Below are 21,499 nucleotides of genomic sequence, written 5' to 3'. Positions count from 1 at the left end.
GGAGTGGAAATGACCGGGATGACACGTCGCAGTCTGCTCGGGGCATCCGTACTCGCCGCCGTCGGCGCCGCGACCGGATGCAGTGACTCGAGCTCTCAGACCGGAAGCACGAGCGGGGGTGCCACCGGAACACTGGACTGGTGGGACCACTTCAGCTCGTTCAAGCGCCTCAACGACGACTGGGCCAAGACCCAATCGCCGTCTTTGAAGACCAACGTCGCCCATACGTACTACGACGCGTCCAAGGCGACCCAGGCGTTCCAGCTGGCGCATCAGGCCAACAAGATGCCGGACGTCTACTCGAACGTGATCGGGCTCCCGTTGCCTGCCCTGGTGAGCGGCAAATGGGTGCATGAGGTCACGATTCCGGCGGACATCCAGGCCAAGCTGCCCAAGGACGCGTTCACCGAGGGCATCACGCGGCTGGACGGCAAGCTCTACGGGTTCCCGATGTTCAGCTTCCGGCAGAGCTCGACGCTGGTATGGGTGAACAAGGACCACTGGTCGAAGGCAGGGCTCGATCCGAACAACGTGCCCAAGGACTACGCGGCGTTCAAGGACGCGTTGGGGAAGCTGAAGTCGGCCGGGATCCAGCCGCTCACGTTGGCGATCGGTGCGGACGGCGGGCGCATCCGTGATCAGGTCGATGACATGGCGCAGACGGCCGGCTTCCCCGGGTACCAAGGTCTGCAGTTCACCACCGGCGAGTACGCGTATCACCACGACGCCTACGTCACGGTGATCGAGTTCTTGAAGCAGCTGAACGACGACAAGTTGATCATGCCGGGCTCGAACAACTTCGGTGTCGTCGACGCCCGGACCCGGTACGCCTCCGGGGCGGTCGGGACGTTCATCGACGGCATCTGGTGTGCCGGTGGGTCCAAGGCGCTGGCGCCGACGATCGTCGACAAGCTCGCGTCCGGTCAGATCCTGGTGCCGACGTCCGGTACGAATCCTTGGTGCTACCGCGGCAAGCCTGCTGCGACGTACTTCGTTTCCGCGGACAGCAAGAATCCCGACGCGGCCGGAAAGCTGATCGCGTCCTTCATGTCCGACGACTACCAGAAGGGGATGATCGAGGCGATGGATCAGCCGCCGCTGAACCTTGATCTGGTCGCGTCGTCGAACGCGGTCGACGCGTACAAGAAGGGCGTCGAGTTCTGCAAGGAAAACGTGTTCCTGATGCCCCAGGCGATCGTGAAGAACCCTGCTGTGGCTCGTGTCGACGCGCTCCGCAAGCCGGTGACGCCGCACGTCGGCAACATCGTCCAGGGCTATCTGGGCGGATCGATCAAGGACCTCAAGGCCGAACTGAAGAAGCTGAGCGACGCCACCACCGCTGACCGAGCCCAGGCGCTCCAGAAGGCGAAAGCGGCCGGAGCCAAGGTGTCAGAGTCCGACTACGTCTTCGCCGACTGGAAGCCAGGCCAGGACTACGGAGCCGCCAAGTGACCGCCGACCACGCTCCGGTTGAGACAGGCCCACGCACTGCGGTCGTGACCGGCGCGGCATCTCCACGCGGGATCGGCCGCGCCACAGCCCTCCTCCTCGCGTCACAGGGCTGGAACATCGGCATCCTCGACATCGACGCTGTCGGCGGCAAGGCACTCGCCGCGGAGATCACCGCGAAGCACAACGTCACGGCGTACGCCGTTGCTGCCGACGTCTCGGACGAAGCCCAGGTCCGTACGGCGATCGACGAACTCGAGGCCGCCCTACCTCCGCTAGCAGCGCTAGCGAACATCGCCGGCGTCAGCTCCCCGGTCCCCTACCTAGAGCTGACCTCCGACGAGTGGCACCGCGTCATCAACACCAACCTGAACGGCGTCCACTACGTCACCCGGCGGGTCGCCGAGAGCATGGTGAGGCATGGCTACGGCCGCATCGTCAGCATCTCCTCCACGTCCGCCCAACGAGGCGGCGGCACCTACAGCAAAACGCCGTACTCGGTAGCCAAAGCCGGCGTCATCGGCCTGACCCGAGCCCTGGCCCGAGAGCTTGGCCCACATGGCATCACTGTCAACGCCATAGCCCCCGGCCCCATAGCCACCGAAATCATGGGCGGCCCTCTGACGCCCGAACGCCGAGCAGCCCTGACCGCCGACCTCCTGGTAGACCGCGTAGGCGAACCCCAGGACGTAGCCTCCGCAATAGCCTTCCTACTCTCCGAACCCTCCAGCTACATCACCGGCCAAACCCTCAACGTCGACGGCGGCCTCTACATGCACTGACCCTGCGTGGCCGGCTAGGCGTCTTCCCAGGCCAGGGAGCTGATGCGCCAGCCGGCCGGCGTACGGACGAACTGGGTGGTCTTGTGGCCGCCGCCCTCGAACCGCTCGCCGTTCTGGACGCCGGACTTGCGGTACTCGCTGAACCGGTGCGCGATCGACCCGTAGATCTCGGTCCGCTCGCTGACTTCCCACTCGGAGAACTCGGTCAACGTCCCGTCGGTGAGGATCCGCCGCCGGGGCGCGACGAAGGATTCGAGGTCGTAGACGACCGACTGGTCCCCGGTCTGGCGGATGATCGTTCCCCTGGGGATGAACACCTCGTGGATGCGGTCGGTGCGGGGCGGGCCGTCGGTGTTGGTGAAGGCGCTGAAGAACAGGCGCATCAACTCGTCGAGCTCGGCCTTGACGGCGTCGGGCTCGGGGCGGCTCTGATCGGCGGACATCGCACTCCGTTCACGTGGTCAGGTGTTGTCAGGTCTCGTTGCGGAGGGCCTCGAGCCACAGTGCGATCATCCAATGCCCTCTGCAACTTCTTTATAACCGGCCTCCAGACCATTGTCTGGGAAATCGATTTCTGCGACACTCCGTCGCGTAGCAGCGTTGTAGACCTACGCGTCAAGGAGCATCGACATGCGTCAACGGAGACTCAGGATCGTCGCAGCAACAGCCGTAGCCGCGTTGATCGCCCTCGCGGGCTGCAGTTCGAACTCCGGCTCCTCGGGGAGCTCCGGAGGTAGCGGAGGGCCGGCCGAGATCACCTTCTGGCAGTCGCAGTTCGAGCCGTACCAGCAGAAATGGTTCAAGACCTACGTCGACAAGTTCAACGCGTCGCAGACCGACGTGAAGGTCAAGTACCAGGTCGTCCCCGGTGACACGTGGCAACAGAAGCTCAAGGCCGCACAGGCCGCCGGTACGCAACCCGACGTCGCGACGACGAACTACGGGAGCATCCCCGCCGGCGTCGCGAACGGTCAGTTCGCAGAGCTCGACGGGCTCATGCCGGACAAGGCGTGGAGCGACATCAAATCCAACGTCGGCGGGTTCGTCCAGGTCGGCGGCAAGCACTACGCGTACCCGATGCTCGTCGAGCCGTCGACCGTCCTCTACTACCGCACCGACCTCGTCAAGGCCGCCGGTCTCGACCCGAATGCGCCGCCCAAGACCTGGGACGAACTGCTCACGTGGGCCGAGAAGCTGACGAAGGGCAAGGTCAAGGGCATGACGATCGCCTCCGTCGCGCCCGACCTCGGCTGGTCGAGCTGGGGCCTGCAGTACAACGCGTGCGGCCACCTGCCGATCAACGACGACTGGTCTGCCGCCAACGCGAAGGACCCCTGCTACACGAAGCTCTTCGAGTTCTACCAGACCCTGTTCCAGAAGGGCTGGATCCCGCAGCAGCCGAAGGTCGGTTACCCCGACGCGACGCCGTACGGCCAAGGCCAGGTCGCGATGATGGCGAACGGCTCGTGGGCGGTCGGCCAGCTCAAACAGAGCTTCCCGGCGATGATCAAGAACACCGCGGTCGCCCCGTTCCCGTCCGTCGACGGCGATCCGAGCAAGCCGACGGCGACGCTCGGCGGCTGGACGCTCACGGTCGACGCCAAGTCGAAGCACAAGGAGGCGGCGGCGAAGTTCATCGAGTACCTGCTCGCGGGTGACCCGGCGATCATGGCCGACTTCTTCAGGCAGAGCGGCTTCTCGAAGTACACCGTCCGCACGTCCGTCGACCAGGCGCTCGCCAACGACCCGGCCGCCACGTCCGACCCGTTCATGAAGGTCATCACCGACAAGGTCGTCGCGACCGGGAAGGCCGAGCCGGCGTACCCGTTCGACATCTCCCTCGCCTTCGCGACGGCGATCGAGTCCGTGATGAAGGGCAAGTCCGACATCCCGGCCGCCACCCAGAAGGCGAGCGACGCGATCGACCGCGTCATCAAGCAACAGCGCCTCAAGGGCACAGCACCGAAGGGCTGACAGGTATGTCCATGATCGACACGTCGACCCCGACCATCGAGGCGACCGAACCAAGCGGTACGCCGTCCCGGCCGCGCGGGCGCCGTACGAGATTGACCGAGGAGGTACCACGGCACCTGCGCGCGCACCTCACGGCGTACCTGATGATCACGCCGATGGTCGTACTGCTCGGCATCTTCGTCATCTGGCCGCTCGTCTACGCGTTCTATCTGAGCTTCTTCGAGATCAGCTTCTACAAGGACGCCGAGTTCGTCGGGTTCGACTTCTACAAGTTCGTGCTCACCGACCCGGAGTTCTACGAGTCGCTCATGGTCGGCCTCAAACTCGCGCTGATGGTCGTGCCAACGATCCTGGTGCTCGCCCTGCTCCTCGCGAGCTTCCTCGCGACGCTGTCGAAGCGGATGGCGGCGTTCATGAAAACGACCGTCTACGTGCCGGCCGTCGTCTCGAGTGTCGTCGCGGCGATCATCTTCGTCTTCATCTATCAGGACGAGGGCTTCGCGAACTGGTTCATCGGGCTGTTCGGCCAAGGCCCGCTCGCATGGCTCAACACGGCATCGACCGCGCTGCCGGCCGTGGCGGTCCCCGCGATCTGGCTCGGCTTCGGCGTCTCGACCCTGATCATGCTCGCCGGCATCCTCGACATCCCCGAGAGCTACGTCGAGTCGGCGAGGCTCGACGGCGCGAACTTCTGGCAGCGCACCCGCTACATCACGATCCCGTCGCTGCGCAACGTCATCCTCTTCCTGCTCGTCTCCGGCCTGACGTTGACGATCCAGGAGTTCCAGCTTCCGCTCGTGATGACGAACGGCGGCCCCGTCAACGCGACGAACACGCCGAACCTCTACATCTTCAACAGCTTCCGCGACGCCACGCCGTACGCGACGAGTTACTCCCTGACCGCGGCGCTGCTGCTCTTCCTCGTCATCGGCACCATCTCGCTCATCATCTTCCGGGTCGTCAGCTCCGAGAAGTCGTCGGACGCCTGAGTCGGCGTCACCGAAAGGACCTCCGATGAACCGCTCGTGGTACGCGCCGCGCCGGCTCCTGTCCTACCTGCTCGTCGCCGGCATCGCCGTGACCTCGCTCTTTCCGCTCGCGTGGATGGCGATCTCCGGCTTCAAGGGCCAGAACGAGGTACTGCGCACCCCGTTCCAGTTCTTCCCCGACGTCTGGCGGCTCGACAACTACCGCCTGATCCTCGAGGACCCGCCGTTCGTCCGCGCCATGGTCATCACCTTCGTCGGCGCCGTCATCTTCACCGTCGCGAGCCTGGTGGTGAACTCGATGGCGGCCTACGCCTTCGCCCGCCTCGACTTCGCCGGAAAGCGGCTGTGGTGGCTGGTCTGCATCACGCCGATGTTCGTCCCCGCGATGGCGATCCTGCTGACATCGTTCGTCGTCGTGAGCAAACTCGGCATGCTCGACACCCTGGCGGTGCTCATCATCCCCGGCGTCGCATCGAGCGCCCAGATGTTCTTCCTGCGGCAGTTCTACCTCAATATGCCGGCCGCGGTAGAGGAAGCCGCACTCATCGACGGCGCGACCCGCTGGCAGATCTTCCTGCAGATCTTCGTGCCGCAGTCCCTCGGCCCGTTCGTCGTCGTCGGCATCGCCTCGTTCCTCGGCTACTGGAACTCGTACGTCTGGCCGGTCCTCGTCATCTCGAACCCCGACCTGACCCAGATCATGCAATACCTAGCAACGTTCCGCTCAGCCCGCGGCAACGAGTGGGGCATGCTAATGGCCGGCTCAACCCTGGCAGCCCTCCCAACAATCCTCCTCGTCCTAATCTTCCAACGCTACATAGTCAACGGCGTCCGCCTCGCCGGCATCAAGTAGCCCCCACCCACCACGCAGCCGACTCGCGATCCACCGCCGAGGCGCCTACTCGGCCGGCGGTTGTGTCTTCTCGGTTATGTGCTCCGCACGCTTGGCGGCGATGCGGGCGCGTGACTGCTCAGCCCGAATGCGTTCCTTCGCGTCCACCTCGTCAAGGGTCACGGCGTCGATCTGAGACGGCGCTTGCGCGAGCCGATCAGCGATGCCACGGAAGGGCAACGAGCCGCCGTAGAACTCGATCTCACGGTGACCGGGCCAGATCTCGCCACCCCGCTCGAACAGCTGCACCATCGGTTCGTAGGGGTCCTCAAACGTCGGGAAGCGTTCCTTCGTCTGGTCGCCTAGCGACGCCCAGCGGAACATGTCCGTGACCACCTTCGTCGACATCGTGCCCAACCGATGCCCAGTGCCGGCCTCGAGTCGCTGCATCCAGACCGGATCGGTCTCTACCGCTGGATCAAACGTCGCGGCCAGGTCGAAGAATGGCCACTGTTCGGGCACGGCCAGGGCGTCAGCCCAGACTGCCATTCGGCGGAGGTACTCAGCTGCCAGCCGCCCGCGCGACGCGGCGCGCCGCAACGCGGCGGCGTCATCGTCCCAGTTCGCCGCAACCAGGCGCGACAAGAGCCTCTCGCACGCCGCAATATCAGTCACAAGCCGAGCCCCTTCTTCGCTACACGAACCACTTCGTCCAGATTCGACAGATCTTCCGCCACCCGAAGATCACCTCTCGGCAAACCCAATGGATCGTCCCAGAGTCTCAGCAGATCCTTCGGTCTCGATTGTGCGCTCAGCGGTGCCATGTTGTGGGCAGACGGATATTCCCTTGAGATCCTGGACATCCCGTCGTCGGTCCAGGCCTCTGGATGCGCCGACTTGTAAGGCACCCCGGCCTGCATCAGCTTTGATTCGACGTACTCGTGCGCCAGCAGTGACCGGAATTCCAGACGCTGGTCGTCAGTCAAGTCGTCGCCTGAGGCGACACGCTCCCACAGGTCGCCAAACTCAGCGAACGGCGTGAAGTAGCCATGCCTGACCTCACCCGGACCGAGTGCCACATCGTGCTGGCGCTGGAACAGGTGTTGTTTCGCCTCTTCGATGACCTCGCGCGGCAATCCGCTGCTCTCTGCAAGGGCGTCCACATCGTCGGCTTCCCGGATACGGCGGTACTGGTCCATCTCCTTCGGAGTGGCATCTTCGACGAACTCGTGCCCCAGCTCGGCCATCTCGTGCATGCCAGTGGAATCGAGGCCAGCGGCAACGTCGTCCGTTTCGAACGAAGCGCTCTCATCAGGCAGAACGCTGTTGGTGGCTGGCTCCTGACCCGTAGTCCCGGCATCCTCGTTGTCGGTGGGCGACCGGTCAGAAGGAGGCGAATCAGCAACCGGCTCATCGCCGGTTTCGTCGGCAAGACGTGACGCCGACGCGCTGCTATCGTCCGCCGGCAACGCGCCGCTCGCTCCTTCGTCACGCAAGTCCGTGTCTGACGTTGACCGGGCTTCCTCAGGCGACTCAATCAGACTGGGGGCATCCGCGTCGTGGGAGGTCGACTCGGCTTCGTCGTTGGGCGGGCTGAGGTATTGGAGACGGGCCAAGGTGTCGTCGTGAAGCATGTGGGCCCGAAGCTCTGGTGAGTAGGAGGCGAATGGGTCCTCCGGCTCGGGCCGATCATCGACGGGCTTCCTCGCTGGAGCGGAGGGTGCATCGCCCGGCTGTCGGTCGACCGACGCGTCATCGTCCTGGTCCAGCTTCTCGCGAGCAGTCAATGGCTGCGAGGGCCGAGGGTCCGCGATCTTGTGTTCGTCACCTGAGTCGGTCTCGGATGGCTGCATTTCCCCCGGCCGAGGCTGCGCGGACGCGGGCGACACCTCCTGCCTGCTCGATGGACCCACGGACGCGTCATCGGCGGAGCGCTCGTCGATCCTGTCAACGCGCTGCTCCTTGTCAACGGCAGTCGACGATGCGCGCGCGTACCCCGGCCAGTACATCTCGTCGAGGCGCTGCTCGAGCTTCTCGCGGGCAGTCAACGGTCGCGATGCCTCGTTGTCGGCGGCGTTTCGCTAGCTGGCGTCGGACGATCCGCGTGATCTGCTGGCCGGTCACGTGGATTCCGATCAGCGGACCTCGGCGACTCGTTCTCACCATTGCCGACCTCACCACCAGGTCGACCGGCACCGTCGCCTGGCACATTGCCCTCACCTGGGCCGTCACCGCGACGACGGCTCAGCTCAGACACGCGATCTCCCGTCCGCCGTCGACGCAGTCAGAACCAGATGTAGCAACGCCGTCACAAAGAGTACCGTCACGGTGCAAGTGAGCACCCAGCGCTGGACAGGCGCCGATCACGTGGTCCCAACGCCACGATCCGGCAAGGCACGGGCGCGGACCTAGCAGGGTTGGTCGCCGTACGGCCGAAAAGAGCCGGTGAGGGGACTCGAACCCCTAACGCCCGCTTTACCGGGCCATGCCTGTCGTCATACCGCATCACTACCTGAAAGTTGCCGTTGACCTGCTTACTCTCCAATGGAAAGTAAGCAGGTCTTCGCGACTGTGCTCGGTATGTTTCGTTCAATCCGGTGAGTAAAACGGTGAGCTGCCGTGGGCATGAAGCGGCTTGGGCTGAGGCGATCGGGCACACAAGAGACACCCCCGCGGGATGGAGGGCTGTTTCACGGACGGCACCTCCACCCGGACACCGTCATGGACCGACTCCGCGACCTCGGCATCAACCTGCTCGGGGCACGCAACCGAGCAATCGGTGAACTCGTGCTCGAGGTTCCACCCTCACTTGTTGCCGAAGCCCTCGGCTACAGCCCAAGGTCGCCTTCCTCCACGCAGACAATGCCGCCGAGCCCCTGGGCCCGCTATGCCGGCCGGTCCATCAAGACTCCCTGACCAGCACGCTTGAGCGTCACACGATGAGTTGCCAGTGGCAACTAGCCTCCCAGCCGGTGCTGCCGGTACTGCGCCCACCGCAGAGGCCGTCCACCCGCAGCCACCGCCTTCCGACCGACCTTCAATGCAGGAACACGCCCGCTCTTGATACGCAGAGCACGGTCGGGTCAGTCACTGGCCCCAGCTTGAGGGGCCTCTAGGCGGTAGTGAGCCAGCAGCGCACCGGTAGGGGTGCGGACTGCGTCGACCATGTCGAGCTTCTGCAGTGCATCGTCGCTGTCGAAGAGCCGGCGGCCGGATGCGGCGATGGTGGGCGCGATGACGAGCCGCAGCTCGTCGACTAGCCGGGCTCGCAGCAGTGAACGCGCCAGGTCGATGCTGCCGTGGATGCCGATGTCCTTTCCGGGGCGCTCCTTCAAGTCGGCCACATAGGCCGCCGCGGGGCTACTGACTGGTGTCGAGTTGGCCCATTCCTTCGTCAATGGGCTCGAGGTGAAAATGTGCTTCTCGGTGCGGTTGATGAAGCTGGCGAACGGCTCGAAGTCGGATGTGGGCCAATAGTCGACCCAGTACTCATAGGTGCGCCTGCCCATCAGCACGGCATCCTGGTCGCCGATGATCTGGCCCAGGTTCTCAAAGATGGCGTCGTCGGTGTCGAAGAGCCAGTCACCGGGCTCCTCCGCTACCCCATCCAGCGACATCAATTGGTACAGCACGACCTTGCGCATAGGGCACATCTCCTCAGATTCTCTTATTGGGTGGGTTGACGACTGGCGAGGCCGTCGAAACTCATCGATCGTTTTGGCGAGCGTTTCTCGGTCCCACGGAACGGTGGGGATGCCGCGGGTCACTACCAGGGTCGCCGTGCGGCGCTGCAATGTTGGTCCGAACCAACATAGCAAGTGTTGGCCGCACCCACAACGCCGATGAGGTTCGACGACACCTTGTTCTTGTCTATTACGCGCTCCTTTGTTGAGCATGCCAATATTGGCGGCGCCGACTTAGCAAGTGTTGGTGACGCCCGCAAGCGCGATAGTGTGCGGTCATGCCCGTCCACCATGACCGCACGGGGCGGACGCCCCATCGGATAACTGGGCGTCCGACCTGGCTGCTGAGCCGCGCCTTCGCTCGGTCGGCGTCGCTGATGTCGGCCGGCTTCGAATCCGGGGGAGAAGGGCTACGCAGCTATCACTACCGACTCCTGGCGGCGCTGGACGAGTGGGGTCCTGCCAGCCAGGCAGACCTCGGCAGAGAAACGGGGATCGACCGCAGTGACGTCACGGCTGCCCTCGGCGAGCTCGAGTCTCGTGGCCTGGTCGACCGGAAGGTCAACCCCGCCCACAGGCGGCGCAACATCGTCACACTCACCTCAGACGGCGAGCGGATGCTGGCGAGGCTGGACCAGGTCATCGACGGGATCCAGGAGGCGGTGCTGGAACCGCTCACGCCGGCCCAACGACGCCAGTTGGTGAATCTGCTGTCGAAGCTGGGCTAGCAGAAGCGCTCGTCCGCAGGCCGACCGGGCGATCGCCGTCGGGCATGGCGGGGGGAGCTACCCGGTCCTGGTCGAGGAGTTCAGAAAGGACCAGAGGGGTGCGCCCATGATCGACGACAACACCGACTCCATTACTCAACTGGTGACCACCTACATCTCGATCTGGAACGAGCGCGACCCGCAGGCCCGCGGGGCCATCGGCGCCGACGTGTTGAGCACGGACGCGGAGTACGTGGACCCCAACACCTCGGTTGAGGGCAGGTCAGCGATCGATACCTACATCGGCGGATGGCAGCAACAGTTCGCCGGTATGGCCTTTGTCCTCGGTGACGTACGCAGCCATCACCACGTCGCACACTTCTACTGGAGCTTCGGCCCGCCGGGCGGCCCGCCGGTCGCCAACGGCTGGGACGTCGTGGTGATCCACGACGGCCTCATCAGCAAGGTCTACGGCTTCTTCAGTTAGACAGGCACCTGACCGCGGACTGACTGACTGAATATCGCTGCGTCCCTGACCGGATCTGAAGCTGCCCACGAATCGACGTAGCGCCAGGCAGCAGCAGACTCCGGCCAAATTTCAGCCGTCGGTGGCGACGTTGTAGTGGACCAGCAACGAGCCGCAAGGGCTGCCATTGCTCTGGGACCACATGTTGTCGGCCGCGTGGTCATTCGGGCTCTCGTCGGGCGCTGGCCGTGCCTCAGCAGCGCCAGTGGCGCCGAACACCGTGTCGATCGCTCGCTTCGTGCGCTCTGAACTGCCATCCATTAGATGTGTGTAGGTGCGCAGGGTGAACCCGGGATCGGCGTGGCCGAGGTACTCGCTGGGCTGTATCGAGTGCCGTCCTTCACCCATCGTTGGTGGTGGTGACGCTGTCAACTTCGGGGAGCCGCGTGTCGCCCGCCGAGCTGGGCACCATGCGCGCCACTGCGTCGGGCATGCCGCCGATGGTGAACACACGAACCATGGAGCCGAGCGTGACCGCGGCTGCCGAGGCGATCGATGGGACCTTGTCTGGCACAGGGATCCTGTGGTGGCCCGCGTCCAGGTGGTCGTCCCAGATGACCATCGTCGTGCTGGTTGGCTCTGGAGGGGTCCAGGACGTGGCCCACCATGCCTCGACTGTGACGTGGGTGGCCTCGTCCAGGTCGATCAGGATTGCGCGGGTGTCGTCGTCGTAGGTGATGGCGGCACTGTCGTCTGGCGTGGCGGCGGCCTGGACTTGGGCTGCGATGACCCCGGCGATGCCGAAGATCCCTTGGATGAATGTGACTCCTGGGTTGCGAGCGGTGATCTCGTCGTGGAGCCGCTGCTTCGTGTCGGGCGGGACCATGCCGCCGAAGACGACGATGTCCAGGTCGGTCACGTCGTAGTCCTGGAGGACATGGTCGAAATGGTTGGTCGCATTCGCGGAGTACCTCCTGGCGCGGAGTAGTTCAACCGCCTCGAGGAGGACGTTCGGGCTACGGCCGACGATGAGGACGCGTTCGATCGGTGTGGACAGTTCATTCATGGTTGGTCCCATCTTGTGGCGGTGCAGCGATCGGGTCTGTCACGGTTGGTCGGGCAGGGTCAGGCGGCGCCTTTGGCCTCATGCGGGTCTTGTCGGGTGTTGACGGTGGCCAGCGCGATAAGGGCCGCTGCGACCGCAAACGCTCCGCCGACGGCGAGGGCGTAGCCCAAGCCGGAGGTCGTGGCGGCCGGCGTGGCGACACCACTGGCGAGCTGGTCGTGGATTCGTGATGTGGCGACCGCGGACAGGATCGCGAGGCCGAGAGCGCCACCGAGCTGCTGTGCCGAGTTGAGTACCGCGGCGGCGGCGCCAGCCCTAATGGGACCGACACCGGCATTGGCGGCTGTAGTCACGCCTACGAAGACTGGTCCGCTGCCAAGGGCGACGAGAAGTAGCCCGGGCAAGATGTGCTCGAGGTATCCACCGTCGACAGGGACGCGGCTCAGCGTGAAGAGGCCGGCAGCGACGATGAGCGCGCCGACGCTGATCACGACCCGGCTTCCGACCTTGGTTATGAGCTTGGAGCCGACGCCTGCGCCGATGCCGATGCCGAACGTGAGCGGCAGATACGCGGCTCCCGCGGCGATCGCCGAAAAGCCGAGCACGGTCTGCATGTACAGGGTCAGGAAGTAGAACATCGAGAGCATGCCGGCGAAGCCGATCAGACCTGTGATGTTGGCGGCCGCGAGCCCAGGGATCTTGAAGAGGCTCAGCGGGAGGATAGGCTCTCCGGCGCGGCGTTCGATGAGGACGAACAAGGCGAGAAGCGCTGCAGCTCCGGCCAGTTCGATCCAGGTGCGGGCCGCGTCCCAACCTCGGTCGGGAGCTTTGACCAGGGCGTACACGAGAAGCATCATCCCGGCGGTGACGACGAAGCTGCCCACGAAGTCGAAGTGCTTCGTGCGCACAGCGGCTTCGTCTCGCGGTAGTAGTACGAGGATTGCTGGGATGAGAAGGACGCAGGCGATCGGGTTCACGAACATGACCCAGCGCCACCCTGGTCCGTCGGTCAGGACGCCTCCGGCCAGGATCCCGACCGCCGATGAGAGGCCTGCGACGCCTGCCCAGACTCCGAGCGCGGATTGGCGTTCACGGTCGGTGGTGAAGGTCGTTGTGAGGATCGAGAGGGCTGCTGGCAGCATCAGTGCTGCACCGACGCCTTGGACGAGCCGGGCCGCGATGAAGACCTCGGCGTTGCCGGCGAAGCCACCTACGAGTGACGAGACGCCCACGATCACGGTCCCGGCCAGGAGGACGTTGCGACGTCCGAGGAGGTCGCTGAGTCGACCACCCAGAAGCATCAAGCCGCCGTAGGTCAACAGGTACGCCGAAGGCACCCATTGCAGGGTTTGCACCGAGAATCCCAGGTCGGTCTTGATGTGGGGCAAGGCGACGTTGGTGATCGAGGCGTCGACGAAGTCCAAGAACGCAACTGCGCACAGCAGAGCGAGAATGCGTCTGCCGTGTCCGGTACTGAGGGTCGAGGTGATCGGCTCGGTAGTCACGACTGCTCCTGGATGTATGCAAGGTGTGTTGGTGCTGCCAACATACCCTATGTTGGCTGTTCCAACAATCATTCACGCGCGCATGCGCATTCCAAGATCCGCTCCAGCCGCACCCGAGCCCGCCCGCAGGGTCGCCAGATGGCTGGTCCGCGCTGCGCATCCGCGCCTCCGGCTTCTCAACCGCCGGGTTCGAGGCGGCGGGTGAGAGGTGAGGGGTCCCGCCGAAGCCGCAGCCTCAAGCCCGTTCCGACAGCAAACCTCTATGGGACGCGTCGAAACGGCGTTCGTCCGAGACCGGACCGGCGAGCCCCGGCGCTTCTCCCCCACACCGAATACGACCGAACTTGATACGCAGCGGTTCAGACACCAATGGTTGTTTACTCGGGCCGACGGATCCTCGATGAACATGGCGGTCATCCAGCTCGCAGCGACATACGAGAGGACGACGAACAGCAGCTGACTCAACACCGCGGCCACCAGAAGAACCGGTCGTCCAGGCCGGAGTTGGGAGATGCGGCCGCGATCCGCACCCATGCCGAGCCGCAGTTCGTAATGCTGATAACCAGCCCGATGCCCACAAGAGCAGAGCGACAATCGCAAGGATGGCGCCTGGAAGCCCGATGACGTGCTGAAGAAGCCACAGCACGGCGTCGTCGCTGTCGGGAAGATCCTCGGTCAGCACCAGCCATGCCGAGACGTGCGGGTGTCGAACAAGCCGGTCCTGGATCTAGATGGCCTGCGCCACGCCTTCGACAGCACCCTCTTCCGCGACCGACATGACCTCGTCCTCGTCGCCGAACTCATGGCCACGCCCGCCTCGACCAGACCCGCCGGTACAGCCTCGCCACCGACCGCTGATCAGCGAGCTCAGGCGCCTATTGCCGGTTTCCGGCGTACTCCGGTCGGCCCCTAAGGTGGGTCTCCTTGGCTGAAGGTCCGGACCAGACCGGATTCGTAGGCGGCGATCACCAGTTGGGCCCGGTCGCGGGCGTCCAGCTTGGTCAGCAACCGGCTCACGTAGGTCTTCGCGGTCAGTGGGCTGATCACCAGTTGTTCGGCGAGTTCGCCGTTGCTCAAGCCGCGGCCGATCAGCGTCAGTACCTCGCGTTCCCGCCTGGTCAGCGCGGCCAGTGCGCCCGGTGCCGGGCCTGCCGGATCGGGTTGCCTCAGCACTCTTTCGATCAGTGCCTGGGTCGCACCGGGCGACAACAGTGCCTCGCCGGCGGCCACGGTGCGGATGGCGGCCAGCAGGTGCGCGGGTTTGGTGTCCTTGACAAGGAATCCGCTCGCTCCCGCACGCAAAGCGGCCACCACGTTGTGGTCGCTCTCGAACGTGGTCAGGATCAGCACCCGTACGCCGCTCAGATTCTCGTCGGCCGCGATCGTGCCGGTGGCAGTGATCCCGTCCGTCCCCGGCATCCGGATGTCCATCACGACGACGTCGGCCCGGGTCGACCGGACCAGCTCGACCGCCTCGTCGCCGTCGGCGGCTTCACCGACGACCTCCATGTCCGGTGCGGAGCGGACGAGCATCGCGAAGGCGCTCCGGACCAGCTCCTGGTCGTCGGCCAGCACCACCCTGATCATCGCGCTCCCGGAGTAGGTACGGTCGCCGCGACCCGGAATCCGCCGTACCGGCCGTCGCCAGTGACCAGCTGACCACCGACGGATTGCGCCCGCTCGTTCATCCCCGCGATGCCATAGCCGGCTGTGCTGCCGCTGTCGGACCTGCCCCGGCCGTCATCAGTGATCTCGAGCCGAACCTCCTCGACGTCGTACTCGAGCTGCACCAATGCCTGTCGAGCGTGCGCGTGCTTCACCACGTTGGTCAGGGCCTCCTGCGCGATCCGGTAGAGGGTGATCTCGACGGCTGCCGGCAGCGGCCGGCTGGTGCCACTTATTCGCAGCTCGACCTGTACTCCGACTGCTGTGGTGACCGCTACGAGCCGGGCCAGGCCGGCGAGGTCCGGCGTCGGGTGCCGATCCACGTCGACCTCGTTGCCGCGGAGGACGTCGAGGGTGGTTCTCAGCTCGGCCAGTACTCCGCTGCTCGCGTCCGCCACCGTGTGCAGCGACTGCGAGATCGGCGCGAGGGTCGGATCGTCGGTGCGCTCGTCCAGCAGATGAGCGGCCACACCGGCATGCGAGTTGATCACGACGATGTGGTGGGCCAGGACGTCGTGCAGGTCGCGCGCGATCCGCAGCCGCTCCTCGGCGACCCGGCGCTCGCTCGTCTCCGTGAGCAAGGCGCGGTGGAGGCGCATTGCCTGGCCACCGACCGCGGCGACCGCGAACCAGCCAAGGGGGCTGATCACCTCCGCGCCGATCGATTCGTCTTGAGGGACGCTCGCGCTCACCAGGACTCCGGCGACACTGATTCCGACCATCGCCAGCGTTGAGGCTCGGGAGGTGGTCAGGGAGACCGTGTAGATAAGGACTACCGCGACCGGGAGCATGACTTCGTGCGTGTAGTTCAAGGCGTGGTAGGCCATCTGGACGGCTAGACAGAAGAGCAGCCCCTGGATCGGGTAGCGGCGTCGGACGAGAACCGGGAGGGTCGCCAGGACGAGCAGGGTGATCCCGACAGCGTCGAGTTGCCTGTCGTCGAGCCAGTGCCGCGGCAGGGCGAGGACGGCGGCCACCGGCAGGACCAGCAGCGCCGCGGTCAGCAGCAGGTCGACCCTGCCGATCCCCCACCGCCTCGCTCCCACCAAGACCGCCGTCCCCATCCCTCAGCTCCGTTCCTTGCCGACCAGCACCGACTCGTCCGGGGCTGCTGCCGGTTGTGGGTTGTCCGCGGGGCGGCTCGGCCACCAGATCCATCGGCGCAGGCCCACCATCATCGGCGCCAGCAACGCAGGCGCTACCAGCAAAGTCTGCAGCAGAACTCCGACGGCGACCACCACACCCATCTCCACCATCGGCACGAACGGCAACGACGCCAGCACCGCGAAGGTTGCCGCCAGCACCAATCCGGCCGACGCGATCACCGGCGCGGTGGCCCGCACCGCCCGCCGGGTGGCGACCGTGGTACCGAGTTCCTTGCGGTCCTCGGCGATCCGAGCGACCAGGAAGATCGCATAGTCGACGCCGAACGCCACCAGGAACACGAACACCAGCACCGGCAGCGTCGGCTCCACGCCGCCGAACCCGAGCACGTGCTCGAACACCACAGAGCCAAGTCCAAGTGCCGCGAGATACGAGAGCACAACCGCGGCCACGACGAGCAGCGAGGCGACCAAGGATCGGAGCAGCAGGAACAGAACCAGCAACACCACGGTGAGTACGAGGGGAATCACCAGTTTGGTGTCGGCGGCGCTCGCCTCCTGGACGTCGACCCGCTCCGCCCCTTCGCCACCGACCAACGCCGCGGCCGGCAGATCAGCCCGCAGTCGCTTGATCACGGCGGCTTCATCATCGCTGTCCGGCTGAGCCGCCGGTACGACGTCGACCAGCGACCAGCCGTTGCCCTCCCGTTCGGCTTCCGCTGACACCACCTTGTCCGTCGCGCGCGCCACAGCGAGCACCTGTGCCACCAGATCAGTAGGAGTCGCAACGGTGAAGGGCCGGCCACCCTCGCCCGGGTAGGCCCGATCAAGCGTCGCGAACCCCGTCACCGACTCCGGAGTGTTGGTGAACGAGTCTGCCTGCCGCAGGTCCGTCGAGAGCCCGAACACCCCGAGTCCCAGCAAGCCGAGCGCCAGCGCCGAAACTCCGGCCGACCGCAACGGCCGGGCGAAGACCCACCGCCACCAGTCGCGGCCGGCGGGCGCAGTACTGGCCAGGGCAGGGACACGCGGCCAGAAGACCTTGCGGCCCAGCGCCGTCAGTACTGCGGGGAACAGCGTCAGCATGGTGACCAGAGTCGCCAGGATGCCCAGCGCACCGATCACCCCGATCCCGGAGATGTCGTTCATGTCGGCCACGAACAGACAGCCCAGGCCGAGGGCGACCGTCGATCCCGACGCGAGGATCGCCGGGCCCACACTCTTCAGCGCGGCGCGCATGGCGGCATGGACGTCGCGGTGGTGGCGCAGTTGCTCGCGGTACCGGGCGACGATCAGCAGCGCATAGTCGGTCCCGGCGCCGAACACCATCACGATCATGACCGAGGAACTCTGCGTGCTCACCGTCAGGTCCAGCGCACCGGCGACGACCCGGACCAGCGCCATCGACAGGTACGCGGCAGTCCCAACGGTCAGCAGCGGCACCAGCCAGAGGAACGGGCTGCGGTAGGTGATGATCAGCAGGACCGCGACGACGATGACGGTGACGAGCATCAGGGTCGTGTCGATCCCTTCGAACACCGCGTCGACGTCCGCGTCGATCGCGGCCGGGCCGGTCACCTCGGCCCGCAGACCACTCGGCCGGTCGGCAGTGACCGCCCGGACCCGCTCGACGAACCTGGCGACACCCGCGTCGTTCCCGCTCGCCGGCTGGCCGACGGCGTACATGAGAGCCGTGCCGTCCTCGGAGGGGACGGGCGGCATGTCGACCTTGAAGTCCCGGGCGAGGGCGGCGTGCTGCCGCGCCACCGCCTCCTTGTCCCCGTCGGCGAGACCGCCGTCCCGGTGATAGACGACGATCAGTTCGTCGTCCTCGGAGCCCGGGATGCGGTCCTCGGCCTGATGCACGAGCGTCGATTCCGCACCGCCGGGCAGTTGATCGGTGGCGTCGTCGCTCTGCACGTCACCCAGCCCCGCAACCAACGGAAACACCGCCACCAGCAACAGCACCCAGACCGCGACCACACCCCATTTACCCCGCCGCCCAGCCTGCAACGTGAACATCAGAACCTCCCCTGTCTTTGGACCTCAAACACTGGCCCAGCAGGTCAGGTGATTCGTCCGCCCACAGTGGACAATCCGCACTACTCCCGTGGTCGACAACTACTGCGCCCCGCGGCTCTACGTTGCTGTCGGACCGGTGTAGGCCCATCTGGCTCGGCGAAGACGACGCAAAACGGAAGGTCGCAGAGACGGTAGCTGCCGCAGATGCGACCGGCCGGCTGCGCGGCATCCTCGAAGCAGTGCGCGCAAACCGGATTGAGGACGACTTCTCGCCACACTGGTCATACGCGCGGCTGGCAGCGATCCAGAAGGCTGCGGCCGAGGTCGTCCACATCGACTAGGCCGAGTGATCTCCGTTCGATGCGGCGAACACGTACGCCAAGCCGCAGCAGCCGGTCCACCCTCACGCCCCGCTGGCTGATCTCCGAGCCGTCGCATGCACGGTGGGTGCGAGCCCTGGCACCGGTCTGCCCGTCCGGTCAACTCGCGAGGACGACCCGTGCGACGACGCGGCCGCCGCCTGGTCCGCCTAGACGACCAGGCCGGCCGTGAGCCTTGAACTTGAATTCCCACTGTCCAGGGCCAATATCTGAAACACACCGGTGCCGGGACCAGCATCCACACCGCAGCCCAACTGCCAAGTCAATGGAGACCGCCGCAGACCTCGTTCACAGACACCACGTAGCGCAGCCCGTTTACCCGACACGATCGACGTCCCCCACCACTGGAAACCGTCTGTGGAAACTCGGGGTCGTCTCGACGCGACGTTAGCTGTCCGACCAATGCAGGCTGCCGGTTGAACGGACCGAAGAGTGTCTTGTTGTCCCAGCGCACCGAGACATCCTCGGAGGTCGTGTCGTAAGTGGCCGGCGAGGCGGGCTTTCTCGTACCAGGGAACGAAAGGAGGAGCGATCGTGATGGGACTTACGCCGTACCTAGTCGTCCTCGGTGCATGCGTGCTGCTCGGGCTCGTCCTCGTCAGCCTCGCTACGTGTGTGGCGCTGTTCGTCGGGGACTCCGATCGGCGCAGCGACGCAATCCGAGTCCTGCGGATCCTGATCTGCAGCACTGGAGGCGGCGGGGTAGTTGCCGCGCTGCTCCAGCTGCACGACGCCGGTCTGCTGTGATTCCCCAATGGGCGACGATAAGCCGAAGCGGATCCCGGTCGATCACTCGGCTGTCGTTGGCGAAGCCTCGTTCTGATATGTCTGGCGATCCGATACTGAGGCATGGTGACCTCTCGGCCGCGGATCGCGGGTCGACGGCGACAGGCTGCGCCGCCGCAACTATCAACTTTCGCTCCACGCCGGACGTCTTCGCCTGGCCCATCGGTTCGGATCGCACGATCCAGCCCGGCCTCGCCCCGAACTTCAGATGCGGACGGCTCTGATTCTCCCAAGCCCACGTGGCTCCCGAGGCTGCAGCCCGTAGCAGAGGGCGTATCCAGCAGTCTTCTCGCGGCTGCTGCGCTCTATCTAATCGCTTTGAGCTTGGGGTACGTACGTAGTCCCGGTGGCGCGGCGGTCGCTTGGACAGTGGGCAGCGTCCTTGTGTGCTATGCCCTCCTCCTGATGTTGAGTTATGCAAGCCTGCAACGTGCAAAGCACGACTCGAGCAAGGATTGGCGACTGCGTTGGGAAATCGGCATCGTCGGGGTAGTCGGCCTTGCCTTGGCTGTGCTTGGCGCGATCAACGTCCCCAAGAGTGGACCGTCACCTGGGGCGCTCCTCCTCATATCGTTCGGGGTCGCGGTGCTTCTCCGCGTCTTGTACTTCGCGTCCATCCTGCTGCGCGACTGACCAAGTACCGCAGGGGAGCACTCGGTGTAGAAGTGGGAGACGATGCTGGTCTTCGTCAACTGGTACCGGCGGGTGACGGGAGTAGCCCGCCCGAGGCCGATACGGGATCGTTGAGCGGCTACGGGCAGCCGTTCGAGGCAACTGACAGCAGCGCCTCGGTCACGTCGGTGTGCTGAGTCGCGTCCGCTGCACGCGTGTCTGCCAGGGCAGACGGCCGCCACGTGCGCGATCCCCGAAACCAGCTGACGGGTGAACTTGCCCGTCCCGGCAGAGCAAGTTCCAGCGCCGTCGCCGACGGTGCGAGCTCGGCGAGATCAACGACCTGTTCTGGGTAGCCGGGCCGGCCACGCTCGTAATCCTCGTATCAGTGCCTGGGCATGTCGTCTGTCGCCATGGATTCATGCTGGCTGGATGACGTCGATATTCACAGCGGATATCGCGCGGACGAAGCGAATGCAGGTTCCTCCCAACGCTAACAACTGGCAGGAACGGGAGTTGATGAGGCGGGAGTAGCTGGGTGCACCCCGCTCTGATGGAAGACAACCGTTGCCATGGGCAAGCCGCTCGGATCTGAGGGGCTCGATGCCCCGAAGATTCGAAACCGCGATCGCGGCAAGTACGTCGACTCGCCCTCGACGAACGGCGGTCCCCAGCCGCGGCTGTCGTCCCCGCCCTCCGGCGCCTCCACCTTGATCACCCGGGCACCGAGATCGCCGAGCATCATCGCCGCATGCGGTCCGGCCAGCGCCCTGGTCAGGTCGAGGACCACGACATCGGAGAGAAGGTTCTGCGCGGCGCCACCGTAGGCGAGATGCCGTCAGCCGGCCGTGACGCTCTTCTCACCCACGCGGCTCGACCACACTCCGAACGGCGGCCAGCAGCGCGGCCCGATGCTCACTCAGGCGATCGGCGTCCTCGCCGGCCACCGCCCGTAGACCCGCCGGCGCACTCAACCAGCTCTCGGTCATCCGCAGCACGATCGCGAACAGGTCCACCGCCGGGATGTCGGCCCGCAACCGCCCTTCGCTCTGCGCGGCCTCGACCAGCTCGACCCGCTCGCGATAACTCGCCAACTCCGCCTCGGTCGCCTCGGCTCGTTCGAACCCACGCCAGATGGCGATCCGCCGAGCCGCCGGATTGGCCAGGACATAGTCGAACCGGCTGGCCGCGAACGCGGTCAGATCCCCTTCGTCCAGCGGAATGGCCTTGACCACCGTACGCGCCTGCTCGTCCACGACCGCGTCGAACAGCGCGTCCTTGTCCCCGAAGTACACGTAGATGAGCCTCTTGTTGGCTCCCGCGCGCTCGGCGATGCGGTCGATCCGGGCACCGGCGAGTCCGTACTCCGCGAACTCCTCGGTCGCGGCTTGCAGCAGCAGCGCCTTGGTCGCCCCGGAATCGCGGGGACGCCGTTTGCGCTCAGCGGTCGGCTCGGTCATGCGGTTCACCCTCTCATC

At 65.5% G+C, this 21,499-nt stretch carries 19 protein-coding genes and 1 pseudogene; 8 read left to right on the top strand and 12 right to left on the bottom strand.

The genetic code is table 11. From position 1 onward, the window contains the following. The first annotated feature begins 9 nt into the window (after positions 1 to 9). On the top strand, positions 10 to 1,452 hold the full coding sequence (locus ACLJOO_RS24385; RefSeq protein ID WP_410789660.1) for an ABC transporter substrate-binding protein: 1,443 nt from the start codon (positions 10 to 12) through the stop codon (positions 1,450 to 1,452). After that, positions 1,449 to 2,231 carry an SDR family NAD(P)-dependent oxidoreductase gene (locus tag ACLJOO_RS24380; protein ID WP_410789659.1) on the top strand — a complete coding sequence of 261 codons (783 nt, stop codon included), beginning with the start codon at positions 1,449 to 1,451 and terminating at the stop codon, positions 2,229 to 2,231. Before ACLJOO_RS24385 ends, ACLJOO_RS24380 begins: the two co-directional genes overlap by 4 nt. A 14-nt stretch (positions 2,232 to 2,245) precedes the next feature. On the opposite strand, the gene ACLJOO_RS24375 is transcribed toward ACLJOO_RS24380, so the two are convergent. Then, on the bottom strand, positions 2,246 to 2,674 hold the full coding sequence (locus tag ACLJOO_RS24375; protein WP_410789658.1) for a DUF4440 domain-containing protein: 429 nt from the start codon (positions 2,672 to 2,674) through the stop codon (positions 2,246 to 2,248). Between the two features lie 187 nt (positions 2,675 to 2,861). On the opposite strand from ACLJOO_RS24375, the gene ACLJOO_RS24370 reads away from it, so the two are divergent. From ACLJOO_RS24370 to ACLJOO_RS24360, 3 genes are read left to right on the top strand one after another with little or no spacing between them, the layout of a single operon-like run. Continuing rightward, positions 2,862 to 4,205: an extracellular solute-binding protein gene (locus tag ACLJOO_RS24370; RefSeq protein ID WP_410789657.1), complete on the top strand. Its 1,344-nt coding sequence runs from the start codon at positions 2,862 to 2,864 to the stop codon at positions 4,203 to 4,205. 5 nt (positions 4,206 to 4,210) lie between these two features. Further along, entirely contained in the window at positions 4,211 to 5,194 is a 984-nt protein-coding gene (locus tag ACLJOO_RS24365; RefSeq protein ID WP_410789656.1) for a carbohydrate ABC transporter permease, read from the top strand. A gap of 25 nt (positions 5,195 to 5,219) precedes the next feature. Continuing rightward, entirely contained in the window at positions 5,220 to 6,047 is an 828-nt protein-coding gene (locus ACLJOO_RS24360; RefSeq protein ID WP_410789655.1) for a carbohydrate ABC transporter permease, read from the top strand. Between the two features lie 45 nt (positions 6,048 to 6,092). Here ACLJOO_RS24360 and ACLJOO_RS24355 read toward each other — a convergent pair whose 3' ends face one another. The 3 genes from ACLJOO_RS24355 to ACLJOO_RS24345 all read right to left on the bottom strand — a co-directional run bounded on the left by ACLJOO_RS24355 (position 6,093) and on the right by ACLJOO_RS24345 (position 9,670). Next, entirely contained in the window at positions 6,093 to 6,701 is a 609-nt protein-coding gene (locus ACLJOO_RS24355) for a hypothetical protein (protein WP_410789654.1), read from the bottom strand. Next, positions 6,698 to 8,074 (bottom strand): hypothetical protein, encoded by a 1,377-nt coding sequence (locus ACLJOO_RS24350; RefSeq protein WP_410789653.1) that lies wholly within the window; start codon positions 8,072 to 8,074, stop codon positions 6,698 to 6,700. The genes ACLJOO_RS24355 and ACLJOO_RS24350 overlap by 4 nt, the downstream gene beginning before the upstream one ends. A gap of 1,035 nt (positions 8,075 to 9,109) precedes the next feature. Continuing rightward, the gene (locus ACLJOO_RS24345; protein WP_410789652.1) at positions 9,110 to 9,670 is read right to left on the bottom strand and encodes a dihydrofolate reductase family protein; all 561 of its coding nucleotides are present in this window, start codon (positions 9,668 to 9,670) and stop codon (positions 9,110 to 9,112) included. A gap of 317 nt (positions 9,671 to 9,987) precedes the next feature. On the opposite strand from ACLJOO_RS24345, the gene ACLJOO_RS24340 reads away from it, so the two are divergent. Next, a complete protein-coding gene (locus ACLJOO_RS24340; protein ID WP_410789651.1) occupies positions 9,988 to 10,437 on the top strand; it encodes a MarR family winged helix-turn-helix transcriptional regulator in 450 nt (149 codons plus the stop codon). Positions 10,438 to 10,543: 106 nt separating this feature from the next. Beyond that, entirely contained in the window at positions 10,544 to 10,903 is a 360-nt protein-coding gene (locus ACLJOO_RS24335; protein ID WP_410789649.1) for a nuclear transport factor 2 family protein, read from the top strand. Between the two features lie 111 nt (positions 10,904 to 11,014). Here ACLJOO_RS24335 and ACLJOO_RS24330 read toward each other — a convergent pair whose 3' ends face one another. The 6 genes from ACLJOO_RS24330 to ACLJOO_RS24305 all read right to left on the bottom strand — a co-directional run bounded on the left by ACLJOO_RS24330 (position 11,015) and on the right by ACLJOO_RS24305 (position 18,243). Beyond that, entirely contained in the window at positions 11,015 to 11,203 is a 189-nt protein-coding gene (locus ACLJOO_RS24330; RefSeq protein WP_410789648.1) for a hypothetical protein, read from the bottom strand. 79 nt (positions 11,204 to 11,282) lie between these two features. Continuing rightward, entirely contained in the window at positions 11,283 to 11,948 is a 666-nt protein-coding gene (locus ACLJOO_RS24325) for a hypothetical protein (protein WP_410789647.1), read from the bottom strand. 59 nt (positions 11,949 to 12,007) lie between these two features. Continuing rightward, complete coding sequence (locus ACLJOO_RS24320) at positions 12,008 to 13,453, bottom strand: MFS transporter (RefSeq protein ID WP_410789646.1); 1,446 nt, start codon at positions 13,451 to 13,453, stop codon at positions 12,008 to 12,010. A 909-nt stretch (positions 13,454 to 14,362) separates the two neighbouring features. Then, positions 14,363 to 15,040, bottom strand: a complete 678-nt coding sequence (locus tag ACLJOO_RS24315) for a response regulator (RefSeq protein ID WP_410789645.1) — start codon at positions 15,038 to 15,040, stop codon at positions 14,363 to 14,365. Then, positions 15,037 to 16,182: a sensor histidine kinase gene (locus ACLJOO_RS24310; RefSeq protein WP_410789644.1), complete on the bottom strand. Its 1,146-nt coding sequence runs from the start codon at positions 16,180 to 16,182 to the stop codon at positions 15,037 to 15,039. The genes ACLJOO_RS24315 and ACLJOO_RS24310 overlap by 4 nt, the downstream gene beginning before the upstream one ends. A 3-nt stretch (positions 16,183 to 16,185) precedes the next feature. Beyond that, positions 16,186 to 18,243 (bottom strand): MMPL family transporter, encoded by a 2,058-nt coding sequence (locus ACLJOO_RS24305; RefSeq protein ID WP_410789643.1) that lies wholly within the window; start codon positions 18,241 to 18,243, stop codon positions 16,186 to 16,188. A gap of 914 nt (positions 18,244 to 19,157) precedes the next feature. Here ACLJOO_RS24305 and ACLJOO_RS24300 point away from each other — a divergent pair. Continuing rightward, positions 19,158 to 19,370, top strand: coding sequence for a hypothetical protein (locus tag ACLJOO_RS24300; protein WP_410789642.1), 213 nt, complete (start codon positions 19,158 to 19,160; stop codon positions 19,368 to 19,370). Between the two features lie 1,288 nt (positions 19,371 to 20,658). Here ACLJOO_RS24300 and ACLJOO_RS24295 read toward each other — a convergent pair. Then, positions 20,659 to 20,811, bottom strand: a pseudogene (locus ACLJOO_RS24295) (CoA transferase); the annotation flags it as partial. Between the two features lie 70 nt (positions 20,812 to 20,881). Continuing rightward, entirely contained in the window at positions 20,882 to 21,481 is a 600-nt protein-coding gene (locus tag ACLJOO_RS24290) for a TetR family transcriptional regulator (protein ID WP_410789641.1), read from the bottom strand. Between the last annotated feature and the right edge of the window lie 18 nt (positions 21,482 to 21,499).

The organism is Kribbella sp. C-35, from assembly GCF_046549195.1.
GTDB lineage: Bacteria > Actinomycetota > Actinomycetes > Propionibacteriales > Kribbellaceae > Kribbella.
Note: the sequence above shows the minus strand (reverse complement) of the source record. Positions and strands in the feature narration are given on the sequence as shown.